Raw genomic sequence first — 20,772 nt, forward strand, 5'->3', positions numbered from 1 at the left:
TGCAGTGTAGTGCGCGGGAATTGGGTAGAACGTGAAAACTCTGACACGTTGGAATTACCTAAAACTTCCCGTAGCAGCTGTCGAGCACCGCGAGGCAGCGTTCGGCGGCGAAGCCGTCGCAAAATCAGCCATCGCGGTGTTTCAGCTAGACCGCGTGCTTCGGTTTGACGACGGCTTCGCCGCCGAACGCTGCCTCGCGGTGCTCGACAGCTGCTACAAAGGCACGCTTCGAGATAGGCGAAGGCCCTCGCGGCTCTTACAATGCAGGCACCTCTGACTCCGGCCGCCCCATGGACATCGACCTCGCCCGCACCTTCCTGGAAATCGTCCGTCACGGCAGCCTCGCCGCCGCGGCGGAAAAACTCCACGTCACCCAGACCGCGATCACCGCGCGGGTGCAGAAACTCGAAAGCCAATTGGGCAGCACGCTGTTCGTGCGCAACCGCGCCGGCGCACGCCTGACGCCGAACGGCGAGGCGTTTGTGGTCTACGCCAATCAACTGGTGCAAACCTGGGAAGCCGCCCGCCGCGACCTGCCGTTGCCCGAAGGCTACCGCGACGTGTTGCACATCGGCGGCGAAGTCAGTCTGTGCAACCCGCTAATGCTGAGTTGGGCCGCCGAGTTGCGGGAGAAGATCCCCAGCCACGCCCTGCGCATGGAAATCCGCGACGGCGAAAACCTGCTGCGCCAACTGGAACTGGGGGTGCTCGACGCCGCGCTGGTCTACCAGCCCGAATACTGGCCGCGCCTGCAAGTCGAGCAAGTGCTGGAAGAAAAACTGATCCTCGTGCGCCTGGCCGGCCAACCCGACCCGTACGTGTACATCGACTGGGGCCCGGACTTCCGTCGCCAACACGATGCGGCCCTGCCGGAAAAAGCCAAGGCAGCCTTGAGTTTCAACCTCGGCCCACTGGCCTTGCAGTACCTGCTGGAACACGGCGGCAGCGGTTATTTCCGCACTCGGGTGGTTCAAAGTTACCTGGAAAGCGGCGTGCTCGAAGCCGTGTCCAAGGCCCCGGAGTTCAGTTACCCGACCTACCTGGTTTACTCCCGCGACCGGGATTCGGCGACCCTGCAACAGGCGTTCGACCTGCTGCGGGGCGTGATCAAGACCGACGATGACTGGTCCCAGCGCTGGAACCCGTTGGGCTGAGTCCATCAAGTGGCGCTTGTGCCCTCAAGGTTCGCCGGGCCTGCGCGACGGGATCGGCTAATCTGCTGTGATAACAATAATCACAGGTGAGCGCAGTGAGGCAGACCACCCAGGCATTTCGCACCCGTTATCGCGCCGATATTCATCGGCGCTACAACCCATGGCTGCACGGCGCGTTTGTGCTGCTGTTCGGCATCCTCGCCATCGGCGGATTCTGGCGCACCGTGCAGCAAGTCCAGCCGCTGGAATGGCTGGCGGTGCCGCTGACGCTGTTGTTCTTCAACTTCGGCGTGTACGTGGTGCATCGGCACCTCGGGCATCACAAGAAAAGCTTCGCGCGGATGTTCTATACCCGGCATGCCGGCGACCATCACAGCTTTTTCACCCCCGGCCACATGACCTACGACAGCGCCCGGGACTGGCGGGTGATTCTGTTTCCGGCCTGGCTCATTGTGTTGCACACGCTGGTCATCACCCTGCCGCTGTGGTGGCTGTTTTCACAGGTCAACGCCAACGTCGCCGGGTTGTTCGGTGGCTGCATGGTCCTGGGTTACCTGACCTATGAGGTGTTCCACGCCTGCGAACACTTACCGCCGCGCAACCCGATTACACGCTTGCCGTGGATTCGTCAGATGCGGCGCCTGCACGAACTGCACCACCGCCGCGAACTGATGCAGGAGCGCAACTTCAATATCGTGTTTCCGCTGATGGATTACCTGTTCGGCACCCTGTACTGGGAACCGGAGCACGCCAACCCGCACCCGACGAGAACGCCCATGACCCGCATGCAACATCAGATCGAGATTGCCGGTAACCCGATTGCCGTGCTCGCCTACGCCAGCACCGTGACCCGTTGGCCGGAGTGGCATCCGTCGTCGCTCAAGGTCGATGGCCAGGCTGGCCCGCTGCATGCCGGGTCGCGCTTCGAGGAGGACATCCGCGCGGGCGGGCGTGACGGGCACTTGAGTTGGGAGGTCGAGGAGTACCTGCCAGGGCGGCGCTGGAGTGCCCAGGCTCGCGGCGATCATGGGTTGTCGCTGGTGGTGACTTACGAATGCGAGGCACTGGGTGACGGCACCCGGTTTGTTCGCACCCTGGAGTATCGGTTCAGCGGTTTGGGCATGCGCATTGCCAATCAACTGTTGCTCAAACGACGGATCGAGCATGAATCGGCGGCGTCGATGCGGGCGTTGCGCGACATGGCGCAACGGCACCTGGCCCCCGCAGGAGTGAGCGCGTGAGAGCCGTTTTCAGGGTTCTGCTGTTGCTGATTGTCGTCATTGCTGCGTTTTTGCTGTTGATGCCGAACAAGGTGCAACCGGTGGCCTGGACACCGCCACCGGCGCCATCCCTGACCAGCGGCGTGTATGCCGAGAATCAGCGGCTCAAGGACGTGGAGCGCGTCGGTGCGTCGGACATCGACGGGCCCGAAGCCTTGCTGCTGGAAAACGACACGCTGATCACCGGCCTGCATGATGGCCGGGTGCTTCGCAGCAGCCTCGACGGCAAGGTCAGCAAAGTGCTGACCGATACCGGTGGCCGGCCTTTGGGACTGGCCCGGCACCCCAACGGTTTGCTAGTGATTGCGGACGGGGTCAAGGGTTTGCTGTCCCTTGATGCCCAAGGTCGGGTGATTCCATTGACCACCGCGGCGAATGGCGTGCCGTTCGGTTTTACCGATGACGTGGTGATCGACAAACCCGGGCACTACGCCTACTTCAGCGATGCGTCGAGTCGTTGGGGTTACGGCAAGGATGGCGAGGCGATCATCGAGCACGGCGGCGACGGTCGTTTGCTGCGCTATGACTTCCAGACCGGCAAGACCACCACGCTGCTGGACAAACTGGAGTTCGCCAACGGTGTGACCCTCGGGCCGGACGATGCCTTTGTGCTGGTCAACGAAACCGGCGCTTATCGGATCAGCCGTTTTTGGCTAACCGGGCCGAAAGCCGGGACCCATGACGTCTTCGTCGACAACCTGCCGGGGCTGCCGGACAACCTGGCCTTCAATGGCCGCGACCGGTTTTGGGTGGCGCTGTATGCCCCGCGCAATCAATTGCTCGATGCCACGGCGCAGCACCCGTTCGTACGCAAAATGATCGTGCGGGCGTTGATGGTCCTGCCCAAACCGGTGGAGAAACGCGCGTTCGCGCTGGGCCTGGATCTGGACGGCAAGGTGATCGCCAATTTGCAGGATGCCGGCAGCGGCAATTACTCGCCGATCACCACCGTTCGCGAATATGGAGACTGGCTGTATTTCGGCTCGTTGAAAGAGCAGCACATGGTGCGGTTGCCGTTGGAAAAGGCGTTGCACTGAAGATCAAAATCAAAAGATCGCAGCCTTCGGCAGCTCCTACGGGTGTTCGCAATACCCTGTAGGAGCTGCCGAAGGCTGCGATCTTTTGATCTTAGGGTTTCAACTCGTCACGCCGCTCGGAAGGCTTACCCTTCTCATCATCCGGAACCCCGTCGACATCCGGTTCTTCAGGCTCAACAGTATTGTGCTGCGGACTCAACGGCTCAGGATGCGTCGGGATCGGGTCATACCCGCCCTGCTCTTCGCTCGGGAACTTTTCGTTGGAGAATCGGGGCTGTGTCATTAAAGGCACCTCTCAGCGAGTCATTGGATGGTCAGACTCTGTACGTTCGAGGTGCCGGTCTTTATCGCCGTTCCAATTTTTCAGTCACCGGTCGTCGGTGACTCAGGACGACGCCTGGAGTTGTTTGACGATCTTGTCCTTGACCAGCAAGCGCTGTTCCTTGAGCTTTTTCAGGGCATCATCGCTGGGTGCATCCGTTTTGGCGGTTTCAGCCTTGACCACCTCGGCGTCCGCTTGTGAATACTTGTTGATCAGTGAATCCAATAATGGATCCTTGGTGCGTTTTTGCTGGATATCTTCCTTTGAAACTTTCAGGTCCTGGTAAAGATCGTGTGGCACCGGCATGGAACACCTCCGTTTGTTAATCGGCAGCAAACGCGATCAATTGCGTTCACCAACCATCAGAATGGCCTCGGTTACCCGGTTCTGTCGACCTCCTGTCAGACCAGCGGTGCCCGTTCGTCGTCCATTTGCATTTGCGATCAAACCTTTCGTCGAGCGCCCGCCTCCATTGAATAACGATCACCTCGATCGCTTATAAAACTCGTGTGGAGAATAACCAATGGACGGATTTACCCTGCGCCACCTCGCCCTGGCCGTTGCCCTGAGCACCAGCCTGGGCACCGCGTTCGCGGCCACTTCCAATGACTTTGTCGATAACGCTGCCGCAGGCGGTATCGCTGAGGTCGAAACCAGCAAACTGGCCCTGGAAAAAAGCTCATCGGCGGACATCAAGTCGTTCGCCAACATGATGATCACCGACCACACCAAGGCCAACGAAGAGCTGGCGGCACTGGCGAAAAAGCATGACATCGAGGTGCCGGACAGCACGACGCTGGTGAAGCAGGCCAAGGCGAAAATCCTCGACCTGCGCGATGAATCCTTCGATGCGGCCTACGCCAATAATCAGGTGAAGGCCCACGAAGACACCATTGCCCTGTTCAAGAAAGAAGCGGACACGGTGACCGACGACAAAAAACCGGGTGCCACGGAGCTAAAAGGCTTCGCGCAGAAAATGCTGCCGGCGCTGCAAAAGCACCTGGAAGCGGCGAAAGAACTGCAAGCGGCTCACCCGAGCAAATAACACACAAAACCCATGTGGGAGCGGGCTTGCTCGCGAAAGCGGTGGACCAGTCGACATCCACTTTGACTGATCCACCGCTTTCGCGAGCAAGCCCGCTCCCACAGTTGTTTTGTGCCAGACGCCTAGCCCCCGTCAGTGTCGATATCCGCATCGGTTTCCTCACCAGGCGTTGCCCGGTCAGGCTTCGGCTTGAAGCCCGGGCTGAACTCGTTGTCATTGTCGGTGTGGCGGTTTTTCTGGTCGACGGCGTTGTTGGCACTGTCCGGTTCAGGGGTTTTGCTGTCACCTTCTCCCGGCGTCTGCGGGTCGATCGCCGGGTCATTGCGATCGACCGTCTGATCCTGCTGCTGGCTCATTGATTCATTTTTCATAGGTACCTCGTTCGTCAGTGCATGTGCGCGGCTGAAACAGTCGGGCCTTGAAGATTCGAAGCCATCTGCGATGCAACGTTCAATCCCATGAAAAAACGCAATCCCTGTAGGAGCAAGGCTTGCCCGCGATAGCGCCCTTGAGATCGCCATCGCGGGCAAGCCTTGCTCCTACAAATGCGTTTGCGGGATCAAGATCAAAAAATCGCAGCCTTCGGCAGCGCCTACTAGAGTTGTCCCTCAAGGATGAAAAATCCTGTCGTCAGCGAACAACTATTTCGCACGGCAAATGTCACTGAGTTGCGCCGATCCATTTTCACGGAATCGGACTATCATTTTCAGGGAGTCAAGGCACATGGCGGCACTGCAACGCAACACACTCGAAGCGATCAAAAATAACCAGACGCCACTGCTCGCCGAATGGACGAGCAGCCTCGAGGCCAGTGGTGCCACGCGCAACATCAAGGAACTCGACCTCAAGCAACAGACGTCGGACTTCCTTCACCTGATCATTTCCGGGCTGGACCAAGGCAACGGCCAGAACGTCGCCGCTCCGGGCTGGGACGAGATTCGCCAGTTCCTGGAAAAACTGTCCCAGAGCCGTGCCCAACTGGGCCAGGACTCGCAACAGACCGCCAGTTTCATCTTCGCCCTCAAAGGCCCGCTGTTTACCTTGCTGCAAGCTCACTATCGCGAAGATCCAGCGCTGCTCGCCGAACAACTCTGGGAAATCTCCGAGCTGCTCGACGCCCTGGGCATGCACACCATCCGCACCTTCCAGAAGTCCCGTGAAGCGGTGATCAAGCGCCAGCAGGAAGAACTGCTGGAACTGTCGACCCCGGTGGTCAAGCTCTGGGATGGCGTGCTGGCGCTGCCGATGATCGGCACCCTCGACTCGCAACGCACCCAAGTGGTGATGGAATCGCTGCTGCAACGGATCGTCGACACCGGTTCGGAAATCGCCATTATCGACATCACCGGTGTGCCGACCGTCGACACCCTGGTGGCGCAACACCTGCTCAAGACCGTGACCGCCATTCGCCTGATGGGCGCCGATTGCATCATCAGCGGCGTGCGTCCGCAGATCGCCCAGACCATCGTGCACCTGGGCCTGGACCTGCAAGGCGTGGTCACCAAGGCCAACCTGGCCGATGCCCTGAAACTGGCCCTGACCCGTTTGGGATTGACCGTCAGCAAGGCGGTATAAGCCGATGGAGCGTATTCCGATTTTGCAAATGGGCGACTTCCTGCTGGTGACCATCCAGGTCGACATGCATGACCAACTCGCCCTCACGCTGCAAGACGACTTGTCCGAGCGCATCAGCAGAACCTCGGCCCGAGGCGTGCTGATCGATATCTCCGCGCTGGACATGGTCGACTCGTTCATCGGCCGGATGATCGGGACCATTTCCGGCCTGTCCAGAATCATGGACGCCCAGACCGTGTTGGTCGGCATGCAACCGGCCGTGGCGATTACTTTGGTCGAACTGGGCCTGACCCTGCCCGGCGTCAGCACGGCGTTGAACGTCGAGCGCGGGATGAAACTGCTGCAGGCCCGAGTACGCGAACAATGACCGTGCTCAGCAGCGGCAGCCAACCGATTCAAATCGAACAGGACGTGGTGCTGGCCCGCCAGACCGCGCGCAAACTCGCGCAGGAATGTGGCATGCGCCTGATCGACCTGACCAAACTGGTGACCGCCGTCAGCGAGCTGGCGCGCAACACCATGGTCTACGGCGGTGGCGGCGACATGGATTGGCAGATCCTCGATGAGAACGCTCGCACCGGGTTGCGCCTGGTGTTCCGTGACGAAGGGCCGGGCATCCCCGATATCAAATTGGCGATGACCGATGGCTGGACTTCCGGCAGCGGCCTGGGTCTGGGCCTGACCGGGGCCAAGCGCCTGGTGGAAGAGTTCGAGCTGGAAACCGAGCCTGGCAAAGGCACTCGCATAACGATCACCCGATGGACATGAACATTGGCGGCACGCTGACGCTGGTCCTGCCGATCGAGGACAGCAGCCAGATCGGGCACGCCCGGCGCACCGCGCAACAACTGGCGGAGAAACACGGCTTCGACGCCACCGATGCCGGGCGTGTCGCCCTGGTGGTCACCGAACTGGCGAGCAACGTGCTCAAGCATGCGATCCGGGGTGAACTGCACCTGCGGACCTTGCCTCGCCCGTCAGGCTTCGGGATCGAAATCCTCGCGGTGGACCGCGCCGCAGGCTTCGACTTGCAAGCGTGCCTGACCGATGGCTTTTCTACCGGCGGCACCCAGGGCATCGGGCTCGGCGCGGTGTCGCGCCAGACTGAAGTGTTCGATGTGTATGCCGATCACCGTGGCGCCGTGCTGCTGACCCGGTTATACCCGCGTAGCGACAAAGCGCCGGATCGACGCATCGGCGTCAGCCAGCATTCATTGCACGACGACCCGGCGTGCGGGGATGTCTGGCATCTGGCGTTTGACGGCAACTGCATCAGCGCCCTGGTGATCGACGGCCTCGGCCACGGTGAAGAAGCCGAACGCGCCGCCCGCGCCGGTGAGAAAACCTTTGCTCTGGCGCCGTTTGCCTCGCCGACGCTGCTGCTCGAAGACATGCATCAAGCCATGACCGGCACCCGGGGCGGCGCCGTGGCCTTCGCGCAATTCAACGGCGATGCCTTGAAGTTCACCGGTATCGGCAACATTGGCGCCAGCCTGATCGGCCCGGACAAATCCCGTGGCCTGGCCTCCCACCCCGGCATCGTCGGCGGCCAATACCGGAAGGCGCAACCCTTTGACTATGCTCAAGTGAATGGACACCTGTTGATCATGTACAGCGACGGCCTGCAGTCCCGTTGGAACCTGCAAGATTACCCCGGCCTGGTGCACCGTCATCCCGCCGTGATTGCCGCCGTGCTGCACCGCGATTTCTGTCGCGGGCGGGACGATGTAACGGTATTGGTCGTTGCTCTGGAGGCCGCCCATGGCTGAGTCACCCAACCTGACGCCCGACGAACAGTCGATGCTGATCGCGCAATTGCAGAACGAAGCCAGCGCCCTGCGCGACGAACTCGATGAAACCAACCAGGGCGTGCTGGCGCTGTACGCCGAACTCGATGAACAAGCCGAGCAACTGCGCCAGGCCTCGGACCTGAAAAGCCGTTTCCTGTCGTACATGAGTCATGAGTTCCGCACGCCGCTGGGCTCGATCCTGAGCATTACCGGGCTGCTGAGCGATGAACTCGACGGCCCTCTGAGCCCCGAGCAGCACAAGCAAGTGGCGTTTGTCAGCGGTGCCGCGCGGGAATTGAGCGATATGGTCGACGACCTGCTCGACCTGGCGAAAATCGAGGCCGGACGCATCACCATCTCCCCGGCCTGGTTCGACATGTTCGACCTGTTCGCCGCCCTGCGCGGCATGTTCCGGCCGATTGTCGATGGCAGCGCCGTGGACCTGATCTTCGAAGAGCCGGTCGGTATTCCACGGCTGTTCACCGACGACAAGAAACTCGCGCAGATCCTGCGCAACTTCATTTCCAACTCGCTGAAGTTCACCACCCGCGGTGAAGTGCGGGTCTCGGCACGTCTGGAAAACCGCGATCACGTGCGCTTCGCCGTCAGCGACACCGGAATAGGTATCGCCCCGGAGCTACATGGCGCATTGTTCGAGGACTTCTCCCAAGTCGATTCGCCGCTGCAGAAACGCCTGCGCGGCACCGGGCTCGGTCTGTCCCTGTGCAAACGCTTCGCCGAGCTGCTGGGGGGTGAAGTCGGGGTGCAAAGCACGCCGGGCGCCGGTTCAACCTTTTTCGTGATCATCCCGCTGGCCATTGCCGTGGAGCCCGCCGATGAAACGTGACATCCGTTTGTTGATCGTCGATGACAACGTCGCCACCCGCTACGCCCTGCGCCGGCGCCTGGAACGCCACGGCTACGATATCCTCGAAGCCGGCACCGGCAGCGACGGCCTGGCGCTGATCGACAGCGAACGGATCGATGCACTGATCCTCGACGTCAACCTGCCGGACATGAGCGGCTTCGACATCGTGCGTAAACTGCGCGCCGACGCGGCCACCGCCCTGCTGCCGGTGATTCATGTGTCAGCGGCTTCAATCCAGACCGGCGACATCATCACCGGCCTCGATGCCGGCGCCGACGCTTACCTGATCCACCCCGTGGACCCGGACGTGCTGCTGGCGACCCTGCGCACGCTGCTGCGGGTGCGCGACACCGAAAATGCCTTGCGCGAGAGCGAGGCGCGGTTCCGCGAGATTTTCACCAACGTCTCGGCGCCCATCGCGGTGATGGATGAGACGTTGAAAGTCCATGAATGCAATCACGCCTTCGCCCAATTGATTCAGGACAACCTCGACCCGGACAGCCTGCGCGAATGTTTTGCCGACGATCAAGGCGCGGTGATTGATGAGCTGCGCTTGCGCCTGGCCTACGGCGAGCGCTGGAAAGGCACGCTGAGCATGCGCGTCGAAGGCCAGGTGCGGGAAACCGAGTGGCAGATCTCGCCCTATCGAACCCCGGAATTGAGCCTGGTGTTCGTCGAAGATGTCACCGAGCATCGCCACCGCGAACGCTCGCACCTGGCCCGGCTCGACGACGCCACCACGCAACTGGCCAAGGAAGTCGCCGAACGGGTGCGCACCGAAGCGCAGTTGCTGCAGGTGCAGAAAATGGACGCGCTGGGAAAGCTCACCGGGGGCATTGCCCATGACTTCAATAATTTGCTGACGGGCATCATCACCAGCCTGGAGCTGATCCAGAAGCGGGTATCCGACGGGCGCACCGACAAGGTTCAGTTCTACGCCGAAGCCGCGTTGAGCTCGGCCATGAGCGCCGCGTCCCTGACCCATCGCCTGCTGGCGTTTGCCCGTCAGCAGCCGCTGGATACCCGGCCGGTGGACATCAACGAGAACATCCGTTCGCTTGAAGAATTGCTGGTACGCACCATCGGCGAACGCATTGCCTTGAAACTGGAACTGACCTCTAAGCCGGCCATCGCTTTGGTCGATCCGATCCAGTTGGAAAGCGCGGTGCTCAACCTGGTGATCAACGCCCGGGATGCGTTGCCCCAAGGCGGCAATATCTGGGTCAGCACCTATGCCGCCTATTCCCACGGCGATCCCAATATGGCGGATGGCGCCTATATCGCCCTGGCGGTGCGCGATGACGGCACCGGCATCGACCACAGCGTGATCGACAAGGTATTCGACCCGTTCTTCACCACCAAACCGCTGGGCCAAGGCACCGGGCTGGGGCTGTCGACCATCTACGGCTTCGCCCGTCAGTCCGGCGGTGACGCGCACATCCGCAGCGTGGCCCGGCGCGGCACTGAAGTGACCATCATGCTCCCGGCCAGCGCCGAGGCGATGGCGGCCGAAATGGTAGAAGAGGCGGTGGATTCCCAGGGCTCGGGCGAGCATGTGCTGATTGTCGAAGACATGCCTTCGGTGCGCATGTTCGTCGCCGAAGTGTTGGTGGACGCCGGTTATCGCTGCACCCAGGTGGAAGACATCGAAACGGCGCTGGAACGGTTGCAGAACGATCCGTCGATCAACCTGATGCTCACCGACGTCGGCCTGCCGCGCATGAGCGGGCGGGAATTGGCGGACGTGGCCCGGGGCTGGCGCGAAGGCTTGCCGATCCTGTTCATGACTGGCTACGCGGAAAATGCGCTGAATCGCCAAGCGTTCCTGGGCGAAGGCATGGACATGCTGGTCAAGCCGTTTCAGATCAGTGAATTGCTGGATAAGGTCCGGCGCAGCCTCGACGGCGCCTGACAGACCGAATCGCGAGCAAGCTCGCTCCCACATTTGGAATGCACCCCTGTGGGAGCGAGCTTGCTCGCGATGGCGGTCTATCTGAAGACATTGATGTTGAGGCTGATGGCCCCTTCGCGAGCAAGCCCGCTCCCACAGGGGATTGGCTGTGAACACACTTTTTGTGTACAACCTGGGACCCCATGTGGGAGCGGGCTTGCTCGCGAAGAGGCCCGCCCTGACACCGCTATCTCAAACCAACACCCTGGCCAAAAACGGCGCCGTCCGGCTCTTCTTGTTTTTGGCGACTTGCTGCGGTGTACCCGCCACCACGATCCTGCCGCCCTGATCCCCTGCCCCCGGCCCGATGTCGATCACCCAGTCACTCTGCGCGACCACACGCATTTCATGCTCGACCACAATCACCGTGTGCCCCGCCGTCACCAGGTTATTCAACTGCTCCAGCAACCGATCCACATCCCGCGGATGCAACCCGGTGGTCGGTTCGTCGAGCACATACAGGGTTGCGCCGCGCTGGTTGCGTTGCAGTTCGGTGGCCAGCTTGATCCGCTGGGCTTCGCCGCCAGACAATTCGGTCGCCGGTTGGCCCAGTCGCAAGTAACCCAGTCCGATATCCCGCAGCACTTCCAGGGAACGGCGAATCCCCGGTTGCTCGGCAAACACCGAGACCGCATCGTCCACCGTCAACTGCAACACCTGGGCGATGCTCAGGCCCTGCCAGGTGATGGCCAGGGTTTGCGGGTTGTAGCGCGCGCCGTGGCAGGTCGGACATGGCGCATAGACGCTCGGCATAAACAGCAACTCGACGCTGACAAAGCCTTCGCCTTCGCAGGTCGGGCAGCGACCCTTGGCGACGTTGAAGGAAAACTGCCCCGCATCGTAGCCCTCAGCCTGCGCTTCGGGGGTGGCGGCGAACAGTTTGCGCACGTTGTCGAACAGCCCGGTGTAGGTCGCGAGGTTCGAGCGCGGCGTGCGGCCGATGGGTTTCTGATCGACTTGCACCAGACGCTTGATCGACTCCAGCCCCGCCGTGACCTGACCGCCGCTGACTTGCGGCGCGTCGTCTTCCAGGCTCAATTCTTCAGGCTCGGCGGCCGTGGTTGGTCGACCCAAATGCGCGCCCACCAATTCCAGCAACGCCTGGCTGACCAGGCTCGACTTGCCGGAACCTGACACGCCAGTCACCGCCGTAAAACAGCCCAAGGGAAACTCGGCGCTGAGGTTGTTCAGGTTATTGCGGGTGATGCCTTCCAGCTTCAGCCAGTCCTTCGCCTTGCGAACCGCGCGGGTGGCGGTGACCTGCTCGGCGAACAGGTAGGCGCGGGTCTGGGAATCGCTGATGTGCTCCAGCCCTGAAGGATGACCGCTGTAAAGAATGTGCCCGCCGTGCTCGCCCGCCGCCGGACCGACGTCGATCAGCCAGTCCGCGCGGCGCATGGTTTCCAGATCGTGCTCGACCACAAACAAGGTGTTGCCCGCCGCTTTCAGGCGTTGCAGCGCTTCGAACAACGCTTCGCCATCCGCCGGGTGCAGGCCAGCGGACGGTTCATCCAGCACGTAGATCACGCCGAACAATTGCGAGCCCAATTGCGTCGCCAAACGCAGACGCTGCAACTCGCCGGACGACAGGGTTGGCGTGCTGCGCTCCAGGGCCAGGTAACCGAGGCCGAGATCGGTCAGGGTGCTGACCCGCTCCAGCAAGTCCTGGGCGATGCGCTGCGCGGCCAGGCGTTTCTCCACGGACAGGTTCGGCGTGTGACGCACGTCCGGCGCATTGGTGTGACCACTGGCGCCGTGGGCAACCCGCTGTTCACGGGCCTCGCGAGTTTGCTCATGGGTCAGCACTTCGCCGGGTTGATCCGGTTGTTCGAGGTAACTGTGCGCCGCCACGGGCCGCAGCACTTCGGCCACTTGCAGCAACGGCATCTGCGACAACTCGCCGATGTCGTAACCGGCAAAGGTCACCGACAACGCTTCGCGCTTGAGCCGTTTGCCGTCGCACAACGGGCACGGGCTGCCGAGCATGAATTGCGAAACTCGCTTCTTCATCAATGCGCTTTGGGATTGGCTGAAGGTATGCAGGATGTAGCGCCGGGCGCCGGTGAAGGTGCCTTGGTAACTCGGTTCCATTTTGCGCTGGAGCGCGACTCTGGTTTCTTCCGGGGTCAGCCCGGCGTACACCGGCACGGTGGGGGTTTCTTCGGTGAAGAGAATCCAGTCGCGTTGTTTTTTCGGCAGTTTGCGCCAGGGAATGTCGACGTCGATGCCCATGGTCACCAGGATGTCCCGCAGATTCTGCCCCTGCCAGGCCAGCGGCCACGAAGCGACGGCCCGTTGGCGGATGGTCAGGTTCGGGTCTGGGACCATCAGTGCTTCGGTCACTTCATAGACACGCCCCAGGCCATGGCATTCCGCGCAGGCCCCTTGCGGTGTGTTCGGTGAAAAGTCCTCGGCGTACAGCATCACTTGCCCCGGCGGATAACTGCCGGCCCGGGAATAGAGCATGCGGATCAGGCTCGACAGCGTCGTTACGCTGCCCACTGAAGAGCGCGTGCTCGGCGTGCCCCGTTGCTGTTGCAGGGCCACCGCCGGCGGCAGGCCTTCTATGGAGTCGACATCCGGCACCCCGACCTGATCGATCAGGCGTCGGGCATACGGCGCCACGGATTCGAAATAGCGTCGTTGCGCTTCGGCGTAGAGCGTCGAAAACGCTAACGAAGACTTGCCCGAACCGGACACGCCGGTGAACACCACCAGGGCATCCCGGGGGATGTCCACATCGACGTTCTTGAGGTTGTGTTCCCGGGCGCCGCGCACCCTGACCATGCCGGAGGGAGGGTTGGAGGTGCGGTTTGAAGTCATGGGCCAGCCTTAATTCAAGATGCATATTTGGAATGGACACACTACCTGTAGGAACAAGGCTTGCCCGCGATGGCGTCTTTGAGATCGCTATCGCGGGCAAGCCTTGCTCCTACAAGAGCTATTGTGTCAGCCATTGAGAACCATGCGCACCATCCGGGTCAGCGCCTCAGGCCCGTACGGTTTGCTGAGCAAATGCGTATCCGGGCTCAACTGGTGATTGCGCGAAATAATGTCTCGGGTGTGGCCGGAGGTAAACAGCACCGCCACCGGCGGATTCTGCACCTTGGCCCAGGCCGCGAGGTCCGAGCTTTTAATCAGGCCGGGCATGACCACATCGGTGAAGATCATGTCCACGGCCACGCCCTCCAGCAACATCTGCATGGCCGTGTCGCCGTTGGCGGCGGTCAGCACCTGATAGCCCTCTTCACGCAACAATTCCACCGCCGAGGCGCGCACCGCTTCGTTATCCTCGACCACCAGAATGGTTTCATTCCCGCCCCGTTGCTGGGGGCCCGGCAACGGTGTTTCATTGGGCAACGGTCGCAGACTGCGCGGAAAATACAGCTGCACCCGCGTGCCCTCGCCGACCACGCTGGACATCTCGATATGCCCGCCACTCTGCTTGACGAACCCGAACACCATGCTCAAGCCAAGCCCCGTGCCGTGGCCGTCGGCCTTGGTGGTGAAAAATGGTTCGAACGCCTGGGCCAGCACCTCGGGCGCCATACCGGCGCCGGCGTCGGTCACCGTGACACGAAGGTAATCGCCAGCGACGATGTCTTTGCCAGCGCAAAACCGCTGGTCCAGGACGATGTTCTCGGCGCTCAGGCCAATGGTGCCCTCGCCCTTCATGGCGTCGCGGGCATTGATCGCCAGGTTGAGGATGGCGTTTTCCAGTTGATTGCGATCCACGTGAATACGCCAGGCATCGTCGGCCACGGCCACGTTGATCTGAATGGTTTCTCCCAGCGCCCGTTGCAGCAACTCCCCGAGGCCGTCGAAGATCTGCCGGGGTTCGCAAACGTCTGGCGACAGTGGCTGGCGTCGGGCAAACGCGAGCAGTTGCGACGACAGCTTGGCCCCGCGCTCCACGGCAGCAATCGAGGCACTCACCCGGCGCTGCACGTTGGCGTTGTCCGGTTCATGCCGGGCCAGCAAATGCAGGTTGCCGGCGATCACTTGCAGCAGGTTGTTGAAGTCATGGGCCACACCGCCAGTGAGGCCGCCGATGGCTTCGAGCTTCTGTGCCTGGCGCAATTGTTCCTCCGCCGCCAGCCGCGCATCGACTTCATCGGCTACCCGTTGTTCCAGGTTGCGGGTGAATTTGAGCAAGGATTCTTCGGCGATTTTGCGTTCGTGGATGTCGATCAACACGCCGGGGAAGCGTAACGGTTTGCCCTGTTCATTGAACTCGCAGCAGCCGCTGGCCAGCACCCATAGATAGGTGCCGTCGGGGCGCAAGACGCGGTACTCGGCGTTATAGGGCGCGCCGGTTTTCACCGATTGATTGACTTGTTCCTGAACCCAGTCGAAGTCGTCGGGGTGAATCCGCGATTCGGCGATATCAGTGGGCAGATCGGCCAAGTCGTGGCTCGCGGGGTAGGAAAAGGTGCGGGCGAAACGTTCGTCCCCGGACAGCACATTGGCCTCGATGTCCCAGACGAACGAGCCGAGCAACGCCCCGGCATTGAGCGCCAGGCGTACCCGTTCGTTGTCGGCGCGGTAGGCGTTCTCGGCTTCCTGGCGGCGGCGTTCGGAAATCACATGGTCGGTGGTTTCGACCACCATCGCCATGACCCCGGCCGGGCGCCCGTCATCATCGGCGACCGGGCTGTAATAAAGATCCAGCCAGACGTCTTCCGGGATGCCATCGCGTAGCAGCACCAGCTCTTTATTGTGAAAGGACAACGTGCCACCGGCCAGGCAGGTATCGACCACATGGCGGTTGAAGTCGGCGACTTCCGGCCAGCCCAGTTCCACCGGAGAACCCAGCAGATAGGGATGGCGGCCGCCGGCGAAGACCGAGTAGGCGTCGTTGTAAATCATGTAGCCCGCCCGTCCCCAGAGCATCACCATCGGCAGCGGCGAAGCGAGCATCAACTGCACCGTACTGCACAGGCTGCGGGGCCAGTCGTCGATGTGGCCAAGCTCGGTCAGGCTCCAGTCGAACGCGCGAATACGTCCGGCCATTTCGCCAGTCCAGCCGGCACATCCGTGGCTATCTGATAGAAACTGCATTGACTGACTCTGTGTCCTGTAATGGCGCCCGTTTGTTTCGAGCACTGCGGATGCCAATGGTTTCATAGAGGTATAGCTGATTCTGGCTTTCCTCTGTGGGAGCGGGCTTGCTCGCGAAGGCGATGTGTCAGCCAACAGTGATGTTGAATGTAATGGCCCCTTCGCGAGCAAGCCCGCTCCCACAAGGGTGGCGAGGCTCAACGGAAATCCCGGCTACGCACGCTAATGCCATCCAGCAAAAAGCTCAAATCACTCAAACGCCCGGCAATCAAATGCCGCACCTCGCCTTCCCTTTCCCAGCGTCCGTCGACCTTGAGCAGTTGCGAGCCGACCAGGACCTGGCGCTGCCGTTCGGCCAGGTCGCGCCAGACCACGACGTTGAGGTTGCCGAACTCGTCCTCGAGGGTGACGAAGGTTACACCGCTGGCGGTGCCGGGTCGTTGGCGGCCGGTCACCAGACCGGCGACGCTGACGGGCCGGCCGTGCTCGACGTCGAGCAACTCCTTCGAACTGCGGCAACGCCGGGCTTTCAATTCGGCACGCAACAGCGCCAACGGATGCGGGCCGAGGGTGGTGCCGACGGTCGCGTAATCGGCCTGCAGGTCTTCGCCCACGGAGGGTTTGGGCAAACACACCTCAGGTTCTTCCTGACGCGGCAACCCGGCGAACAACCCGAGCTGCTTCTGTACCCCCGCCACTTCCCAGCGCGCCCGATGGCGATCGCCGGCCAACCCGCGCAAGGCCCCGGCATCGGCCAGTTGCTCCTGGGCGCGGGCGTCAAGCTGCGCCCGTTCGCCGAGGTCGGCGATGTCGGCAAATACGCCCCTCGAACGTGCGGCTTCGATACGCCGGGCATCGTCCTCGCGAAAGCCCTTGATCATCCGCAAGCCCATGCGAATCGCCGGTTGCGCCCCGTTGATCGGCTCCAGGCTGCAATCCCAGTCACTGGCGCGCACATCCACCGGGCGAATCTGCAAATGATGCCGACGCGCGTCCTGCAGAATCTGGTCCGGGCTGTAGAAACCCATGGGCCAGCTGTTGATCAGCGCACAGGCGAACGCGGCCGGTTCGTGGCATTTGAGCCAGCAACTGGCGTAGGTCAGCAAAGCGAAACTGGCGGCGTGGGATTCCGGGAAGCCGTAGCTGCCGAAGCCCTTGATCTGTTCGAAGATCTGTGCGGCGAATTCCTCCGTGTAGCCCTTTTTTTTCATGCCGGCCGCGAGACGATCCCTATGCGGCTCAAGTCCGCCATGGCGTTTCCACGCGGCCATGGAACGGCGCAACTGATCAGCTTCGCCAGGGCTGTAACTGGCGGCGACAATGGCAATCTGCATCACTTGTTCCTGGAACAGCGGCACACCGAGCGTGCGTTGCAACACCTCCCTCAACTCTTCGGAGGGATAGCTTTCGAGCTCTTCCTTGTTTCGGCGCCGTAGATAGGGGTGCACCATGCCGCCCTGAATAGGGCCGGGGCGAACGATGGCCACCTCAATCACCAGATCATAGAACTTGCGGGGCTTGAGCCGGGGCAGCATCGACATTTGTGCCCGGGATTCGATCTGGAACACGCCGATGGTATCCGCCTGGCAAATCATGTCGTAGGTGGCCGCGTCTTCGGACGGGATCGTCGCCAGGCTCAGGTCACGGCCTCGGTGACGGCGCAGCAGATCGAAACAGCGGCGAATCGCGCTGAGCATGCCCAGCGCGAGGATATCGACCTTGAGCAGCCCGACCGCGTCGAGGTCATCCTTGTCCCACTGAATAATGGTGCGCTCGGCCATCGCCGCGTTTTCCACCGGCACCAGATTGTCCAGCGGCTGCTCGGAAATCACAAAGCCGCCGGGGTGCTGGGACAGATGCCGAGGAAAACCGATCAATTGCCCGGTCAGGCTCAAGACCCGGTGCAACACCGGACTCTCGGGGTCGAACCCGCCTTCCAGCAGGCGCTCGACCGGCGGAGTCTTGTCGCTCCAGTGGCCACAGCAATCGGCCAGGGCATTGACCTGATCCGGCGGCAGGCCCAAGGCCTTGGCCACATCACGCACCGCGCCGGCCGCATGGTACGTGCTGACTACCGCCGTCAGCGCGGCGCGGGTGCGGCCATAACGCTGGAACACGTACTGCAAGACTTCTTCACGGCGCTCGTGTTCGAAATCCACGTCAATGTCCGGCGGCTCGTTGCGTTCCTTGGAGAGGAAACGTTCGAACAGCAACGTCGTGCGATCCGGGTCGATTTCCGTGATACCCAAGGCAAAACACACCGCTGAGTTGGCCGCCGAACCCCGGCCCTGACAAAGAATTTTTTGCTCGCGGGCGAAACGCACAATGTCGTGGACCGTCAGGAAATAGCTTTCGTAGCCCAGCTCGGCGATCAGCTTCAACTCTGTGTCGATCTGCGTCAGCACTGCGGGTTTCGGCGCTTTTGGCCAGCGCCACTGGATGCCCTCTTCGGTCAAATGACGCAGCCAGGACGTGGCGGTATGCCCTTCCGGCACCAGCTCCCGAGGATATTGATAACGCAACTGACCGAGATCGAAGGTGCAACGCCGGGCGATGACCAGCGTTTCGTCGAGCAAGGCTCGCGGATAGGTTTCGCCTACAACGTCGAGGCAGCGCAGGTGCCGCTCGCCATTGGGATGCAAACGCAAGCCGGCCGCGGCCACCGGCACGTGATAACGGATCGCGGTCATGGTGTCCTGCAACGCCCGTCGGCCACGGGCGTGCATGTGCACATCGCCGCTGGCCACTGCCGGGATTCGCAGTTCCCTGGCCAGCGCCAGCAATGCGTTTAATCGTCGGCTATCGTCCTGCCCACAATGCAACTGGACCGTCAGCCACAGGCGTTCGGCAAACGTCTGCTTGAGCCAGAGGCCGTTCTCAACATCATCGACCGCGTCCGGCACCCACAACGCCAGCAACCCCGGCAAGGGTTCGTTGAAGTCCTCCCGCAGCACTTGATACTGGCCCTTTTGCACACGGCGGCGCGCGCGGGTAATCAACCGGCACAGCGCCTGATAACCCTCGAGGTCTTCCACCAACAGCACCAGTTTCGGCCCGTCCTCGATACGGATCTCGCTGCCAATGATCAGCGGCAGCTCGACCGACTTGGCCGCCTGCCAGGCCCGAACAATGCCGGCCAGGGTGCATTCATCGGTGATCGCCAGGGCCTGATAACCCTGGTGTTTCGCCCGTTGAAACAACTCCAGCGCGCTGGAAGCCCCACGCTGGAAACTGAAATTCGACAGGCAATGCAGCTCGGCATATTCGACGTTCATGCGAACCAACCCTGCAGCCACAAGGGGCCGTCCTCACCCACCGCCCGATAGGCCCAGCCCTGTTGGCCGGAACGGGTCTGGATCAGGTAGTAATCCCGGCGCACATCGGCGCCGTCCCACCAACCGGACTCGATGCGTTCCGGCCCCATGAGAATCCGCGTGGAAGCTTCGTGCACCGCCAGCGGTTCGGTCAGCAGCCAGCCCGGCCGTTGCACGCCCGGCAATCCGCCGCAGAACTGGCTGTCGACACTGGTCTGCCAGGCGCACTCAGGGCGATGATCGGCCTGGAAACGCAAACCCTGCACCGCCTCGTCCCCCAGCCGGGCGCGCAAGCGTTCGCGCAACTGCTCCCAGGGTAAGGACTGCTGCGGGCGGTCGTCGAACAGTTCCTGGCGCTGGGGCACGAAGCTCGGCAGGTCTTCGGCGCGCAAGCGAAAACCGCGCACCGGGGCCTCGACCTGCACCTGTTCCAACCGGCCCCGGGCCAGTTCGAAGAGCATCGCCGGATCGCGCTCGGCGCTGAGCAGCCCGACCTTGATCACGCTGTCCGGCAACCCGGCGTGCTCCAGATGCAGGTCGAAACGCTGCACACCGCTGTCCCGGCCGCAGAGGAACGCCGACAGGTCACCGGTCAACCGGCGCAATGGAAACAGCAGTGCCTGATGGGATTGCACGTCGAAGTTGAGCTCGATACGCACATCGAAGCGATCCGGTGGCAGGTAGAACGCCAGGGCCAGATGACGTAAACCGAGCAAGGCGTCCAGATGCTTGAGCACCTGGGCTTCAAAACGCCGGGCCAGGGTATGCCGGGGCAGCGCCTGCACCTGGCTCAAGGTGCGCAGGCCCATGCGCGTCAGCGCCGTGGACACCGAAGGTTCGAGGGCGATCCGGTCGATGGGCAACTGCCCCAGGTGATAGTGCAAAGCCTGATCATCCGGCACCACCAGACCGTCATACACATTGGCCAGCACCCGCGCCGCCACCGGGTTGGGCGCGGCAACGATCCGATGGCGAAAGCCCAGCCCGGTGAGTTCGCGGCGCAACCTCGCTTCGAACTGCGGCCAGGCGCCGAACAGGCCCAGGCTCGATTCGATTTCAAACACCACCGCGCGCGGGTAATGCACGCTGACCTGGGAGCTGAAGCCATAGGCCCAGGCTGCGAGAAACTGTTGCCAGTGTTCGATTTCGGCGGAATCGTACTCGGCGGTGGCAAAGCCTTTGGTCAAGGCCTGGGCTGCGGTCATGGATTGGCCGGGGCGCAAGCCAAGCGCTCGCGCCGAACCGTTGACCGCTTGTAACACCCGGCGCTGGGCCGGGCCGGTCAGCAGCGCCAACGGCTCATCGGGGTCGGGGCGCTGACGCAGTACCGCGTCCAGCGCCAATTGCGGGAACAGAATGCACACCCAGCGCATGG

At 62.1% G+C, this 20,772-nt stretch carries 17 protein-coding genes; 10 read left to right on the top strand and 7 right to left on the bottom strand.

Annotation, left to right across the window (positions count from 1 at the left end; translation table 11 throughout):
- The first annotated feature begins 290 nt into the window (after window positions 1-290).
- From HB680_RS08865 to HB680_RS08875, 3 genes are all read left to right on the top strand, one after another.
- Window positions 291-1,154 (top strand): LysR family transcriptional regulator, encoded by an 864-nt coding sequence (locus HB680_RS08865; protein ID WP_213938122.1) that lies wholly within the window; start codon window positions 291-293, stop codon window positions 1,152-1,154.
- Between the two features lie 95 nt (window positions 1,155-1,249).
- The gene (locus HB680_RS08870; protein ID WP_213938123.1) at window positions 1,250-2,395 is read left to right on the top strand and encodes an SRPBCC family protein; all 1,146 of its coding nucleotides are present in this window, start codon (window positions 1,250-1,252) and stop codon (window positions 2,393-2,395) included.
- Window positions 2,392-3,471 (top strand): SMP-30/gluconolactonase/LRE family protein, encoded by a 1,080-nt coding sequence (locus HB680_RS08875; RefSeq protein WP_346657366.1) that lies wholly within the window; start codon window positions 2,392-2,394, stop codon window positions 3,469-3,471. The genes HB680_RS08870 and HB680_RS08875 overlap by 4 nt, the downstream gene beginning before the upstream one ends.
- A gap of 91 nt (window positions 3,472-3,562) precedes the next feature.
- Here the strand turns inward: HB680_RS08875 and HB680_RS08880 are convergent, their stop codons facing one another.
- Entirely contained in the window at window positions 3,563-3,754 is a 192-nt protein-coding gene (locus HB680_RS08880) for a hypothetical protein (protein WP_213938124.1), read from the bottom strand.
- 102 nt (window positions 3,755-3,856) lie between these two features.
- Window positions 3,857-4,099, bottom strand: a complete 243-nt coding sequence (locus tag HB680_RS08885; RefSeq protein WP_213938125.1) for a DUF465 domain-containing protein — start codon at window positions 4,097-4,099, stop codon at window positions 3,857-3,859.
- Between the two features lie 217 nt (window positions 4,100-4,316).
- Between HB680_RS08885 and HB680_RS08890 the strand changes: the two genes are divergently transcribed.
- Entirely contained in the window at window positions 4,317-4,838 is a 522-nt protein-coding gene (locus HB680_RS08890) for a DUF4142 domain-containing protein (protein WP_213938126.1), read from the top strand.
- A gap of 122 nt (window positions 4,839-4,960) precedes the next feature.
- Here the strand turns inward: HB680_RS08890 and HB680_RS08895 are convergent, their stop codons facing one another.
- Entirely contained in the window at window positions 4,961-5,209 is a 249-nt protein-coding gene (locus HB680_RS08895) for a hypothetical protein (protein ID WP_213938127.1), read from the bottom strand.
- A gap of 352 nt (window positions 5,210-5,561) precedes the next feature.
- Between HB680_RS08895 and HB680_RS08900 the strand changes: the two genes are divergently transcribed.
- From HB680_RS08900 to HB680_RS08925, 6 genes are read left to right on the top strand one after another with little or no spacing between them, the layout of a single operon-like run.
- A complete protein-coding gene (locus HB680_RS08900; RefSeq protein WP_213938128.1) occupies window positions 5,562-6,413 on the top strand; it encodes an STAS domain-containing protein in 852 nt (283 codons plus the stop codon).
- Window positions 6,414-6,417: 4 nt separating this feature from the next.
- Window positions 6,418-6,780, top strand: coding sequence for an STAS domain-containing protein (locus HB680_RS08905; protein ID WP_213938129.1), 363 nt, complete (start codon window positions 6,418-6,420; stop codon window positions 6,778-6,780).
- The gene (locus HB680_RS08910; RefSeq protein WP_213938130.1) at window positions 6,777-7,181 is read left to right on the top strand and encodes an anti-sigma regulatory factor; all 405 of its coding nucleotides are present in this window, start codon (window positions 6,777-6,779) and stop codon (window positions 7,179-7,181) included. Before HB680_RS08905 ends, HB680_RS08910 begins: the two co-directional genes overlap by 4 nt.
- Window positions 7,178-8,182, top strand: coding sequence for an ATP-binding protein (locus HB680_RS08915; RefSeq protein ID WP_213938246.1), 1,005 nt, complete (start codon window positions 7,178-7,180; stop codon window positions 8,180-8,182). Before HB680_RS08910 ends, HB680_RS08915 begins: the two co-directional genes overlap by 4 nt.
- Window positions 8,175-9,050: an ATP-binding protein gene (locus HB680_RS08920; RefSeq protein WP_213938131.1), complete on the top strand. Its 876-nt coding sequence runs from the start codon at window positions 8,175-8,177 to the stop codon at window positions 9,048-9,050. Before HB680_RS08915 ends, HB680_RS08920 begins: the two co-directional genes overlap by 8 nt.
- Window positions 9,040-10,983, top strand: a complete 1,944-nt coding sequence (locus HB680_RS08925) for a response regulator (RefSeq protein ID WP_213938132.1) — start codon at window positions 9,040-9,042, stop codon at window positions 10,981-10,983. The genes HB680_RS08920 and HB680_RS08925 overlap by 11 nt, the downstream gene beginning before the upstream one ends.
- 231 nt (window positions 10,984-11,214) lie before the next feature.
- On the opposite strand, the gene HB680_RS08930 is transcribed toward HB680_RS08925, so the two are convergent.
- From HB680_RS08930 to HB680_RS08945, 4 genes are all read right to left on the bottom strand, one after another.
- Window positions 11,215-13,845, bottom strand: a complete 2,631-nt coding sequence (locus HB680_RS08930) for an excinuclease ABC subunit UvrA (RefSeq protein ID WP_213938133.1) — start codon at window positions 13,843-13,845, stop codon at window positions 11,215-11,217.
- Between the two features lie 126 nt (window positions 13,846-13,971).
- Entirely contained in the window at window positions 13,972-16,083 is a 2,112-nt protein-coding gene (locus HB680_RS08935) for a PAS domain-containing hybrid sensor histidine kinase/response regulator (RefSeq protein ID WP_213938134.1), read from the bottom strand.
- 197 nt (window positions 16,084-16,280) lie between these two features.
- Window positions 16,281-19,379 (bottom strand): error-prone DNA polymerase, encoded by a 3,099-nt coding sequence (locus HB680_RS08940; RefSeq protein WP_213938135.1) that lies wholly within the window; start codon window positions 19,377-19,379, stop codon window positions 16,281-16,283.
- On the bottom strand, window positions 19,355-20,770 hold the full coding sequence (locus HB680_RS08945) for a DNA polymerase Y family protein (protein ID WP_213938136.1): 1,416 nt from the start codon (window positions 20,768-20,770) through the stop codon (window positions 19,355-19,357). Before HB680_RS08945 ends, HB680_RS08940 begins: the two co-directional genes overlap by 25 nt.
- Between the last annotated feature and the right edge of the window lie 2 nt (window positions 20,771-20,772).

This window comes from Pseudomonas sp. dw_612 (assembly GCF_018449725.1).
Taxonomy (GTDB): Bacteria; Pseudomonadota; Gammaproteobacteria; order Pseudomonadales; family Pseudomonadaceae; genus Aquipseudomonas.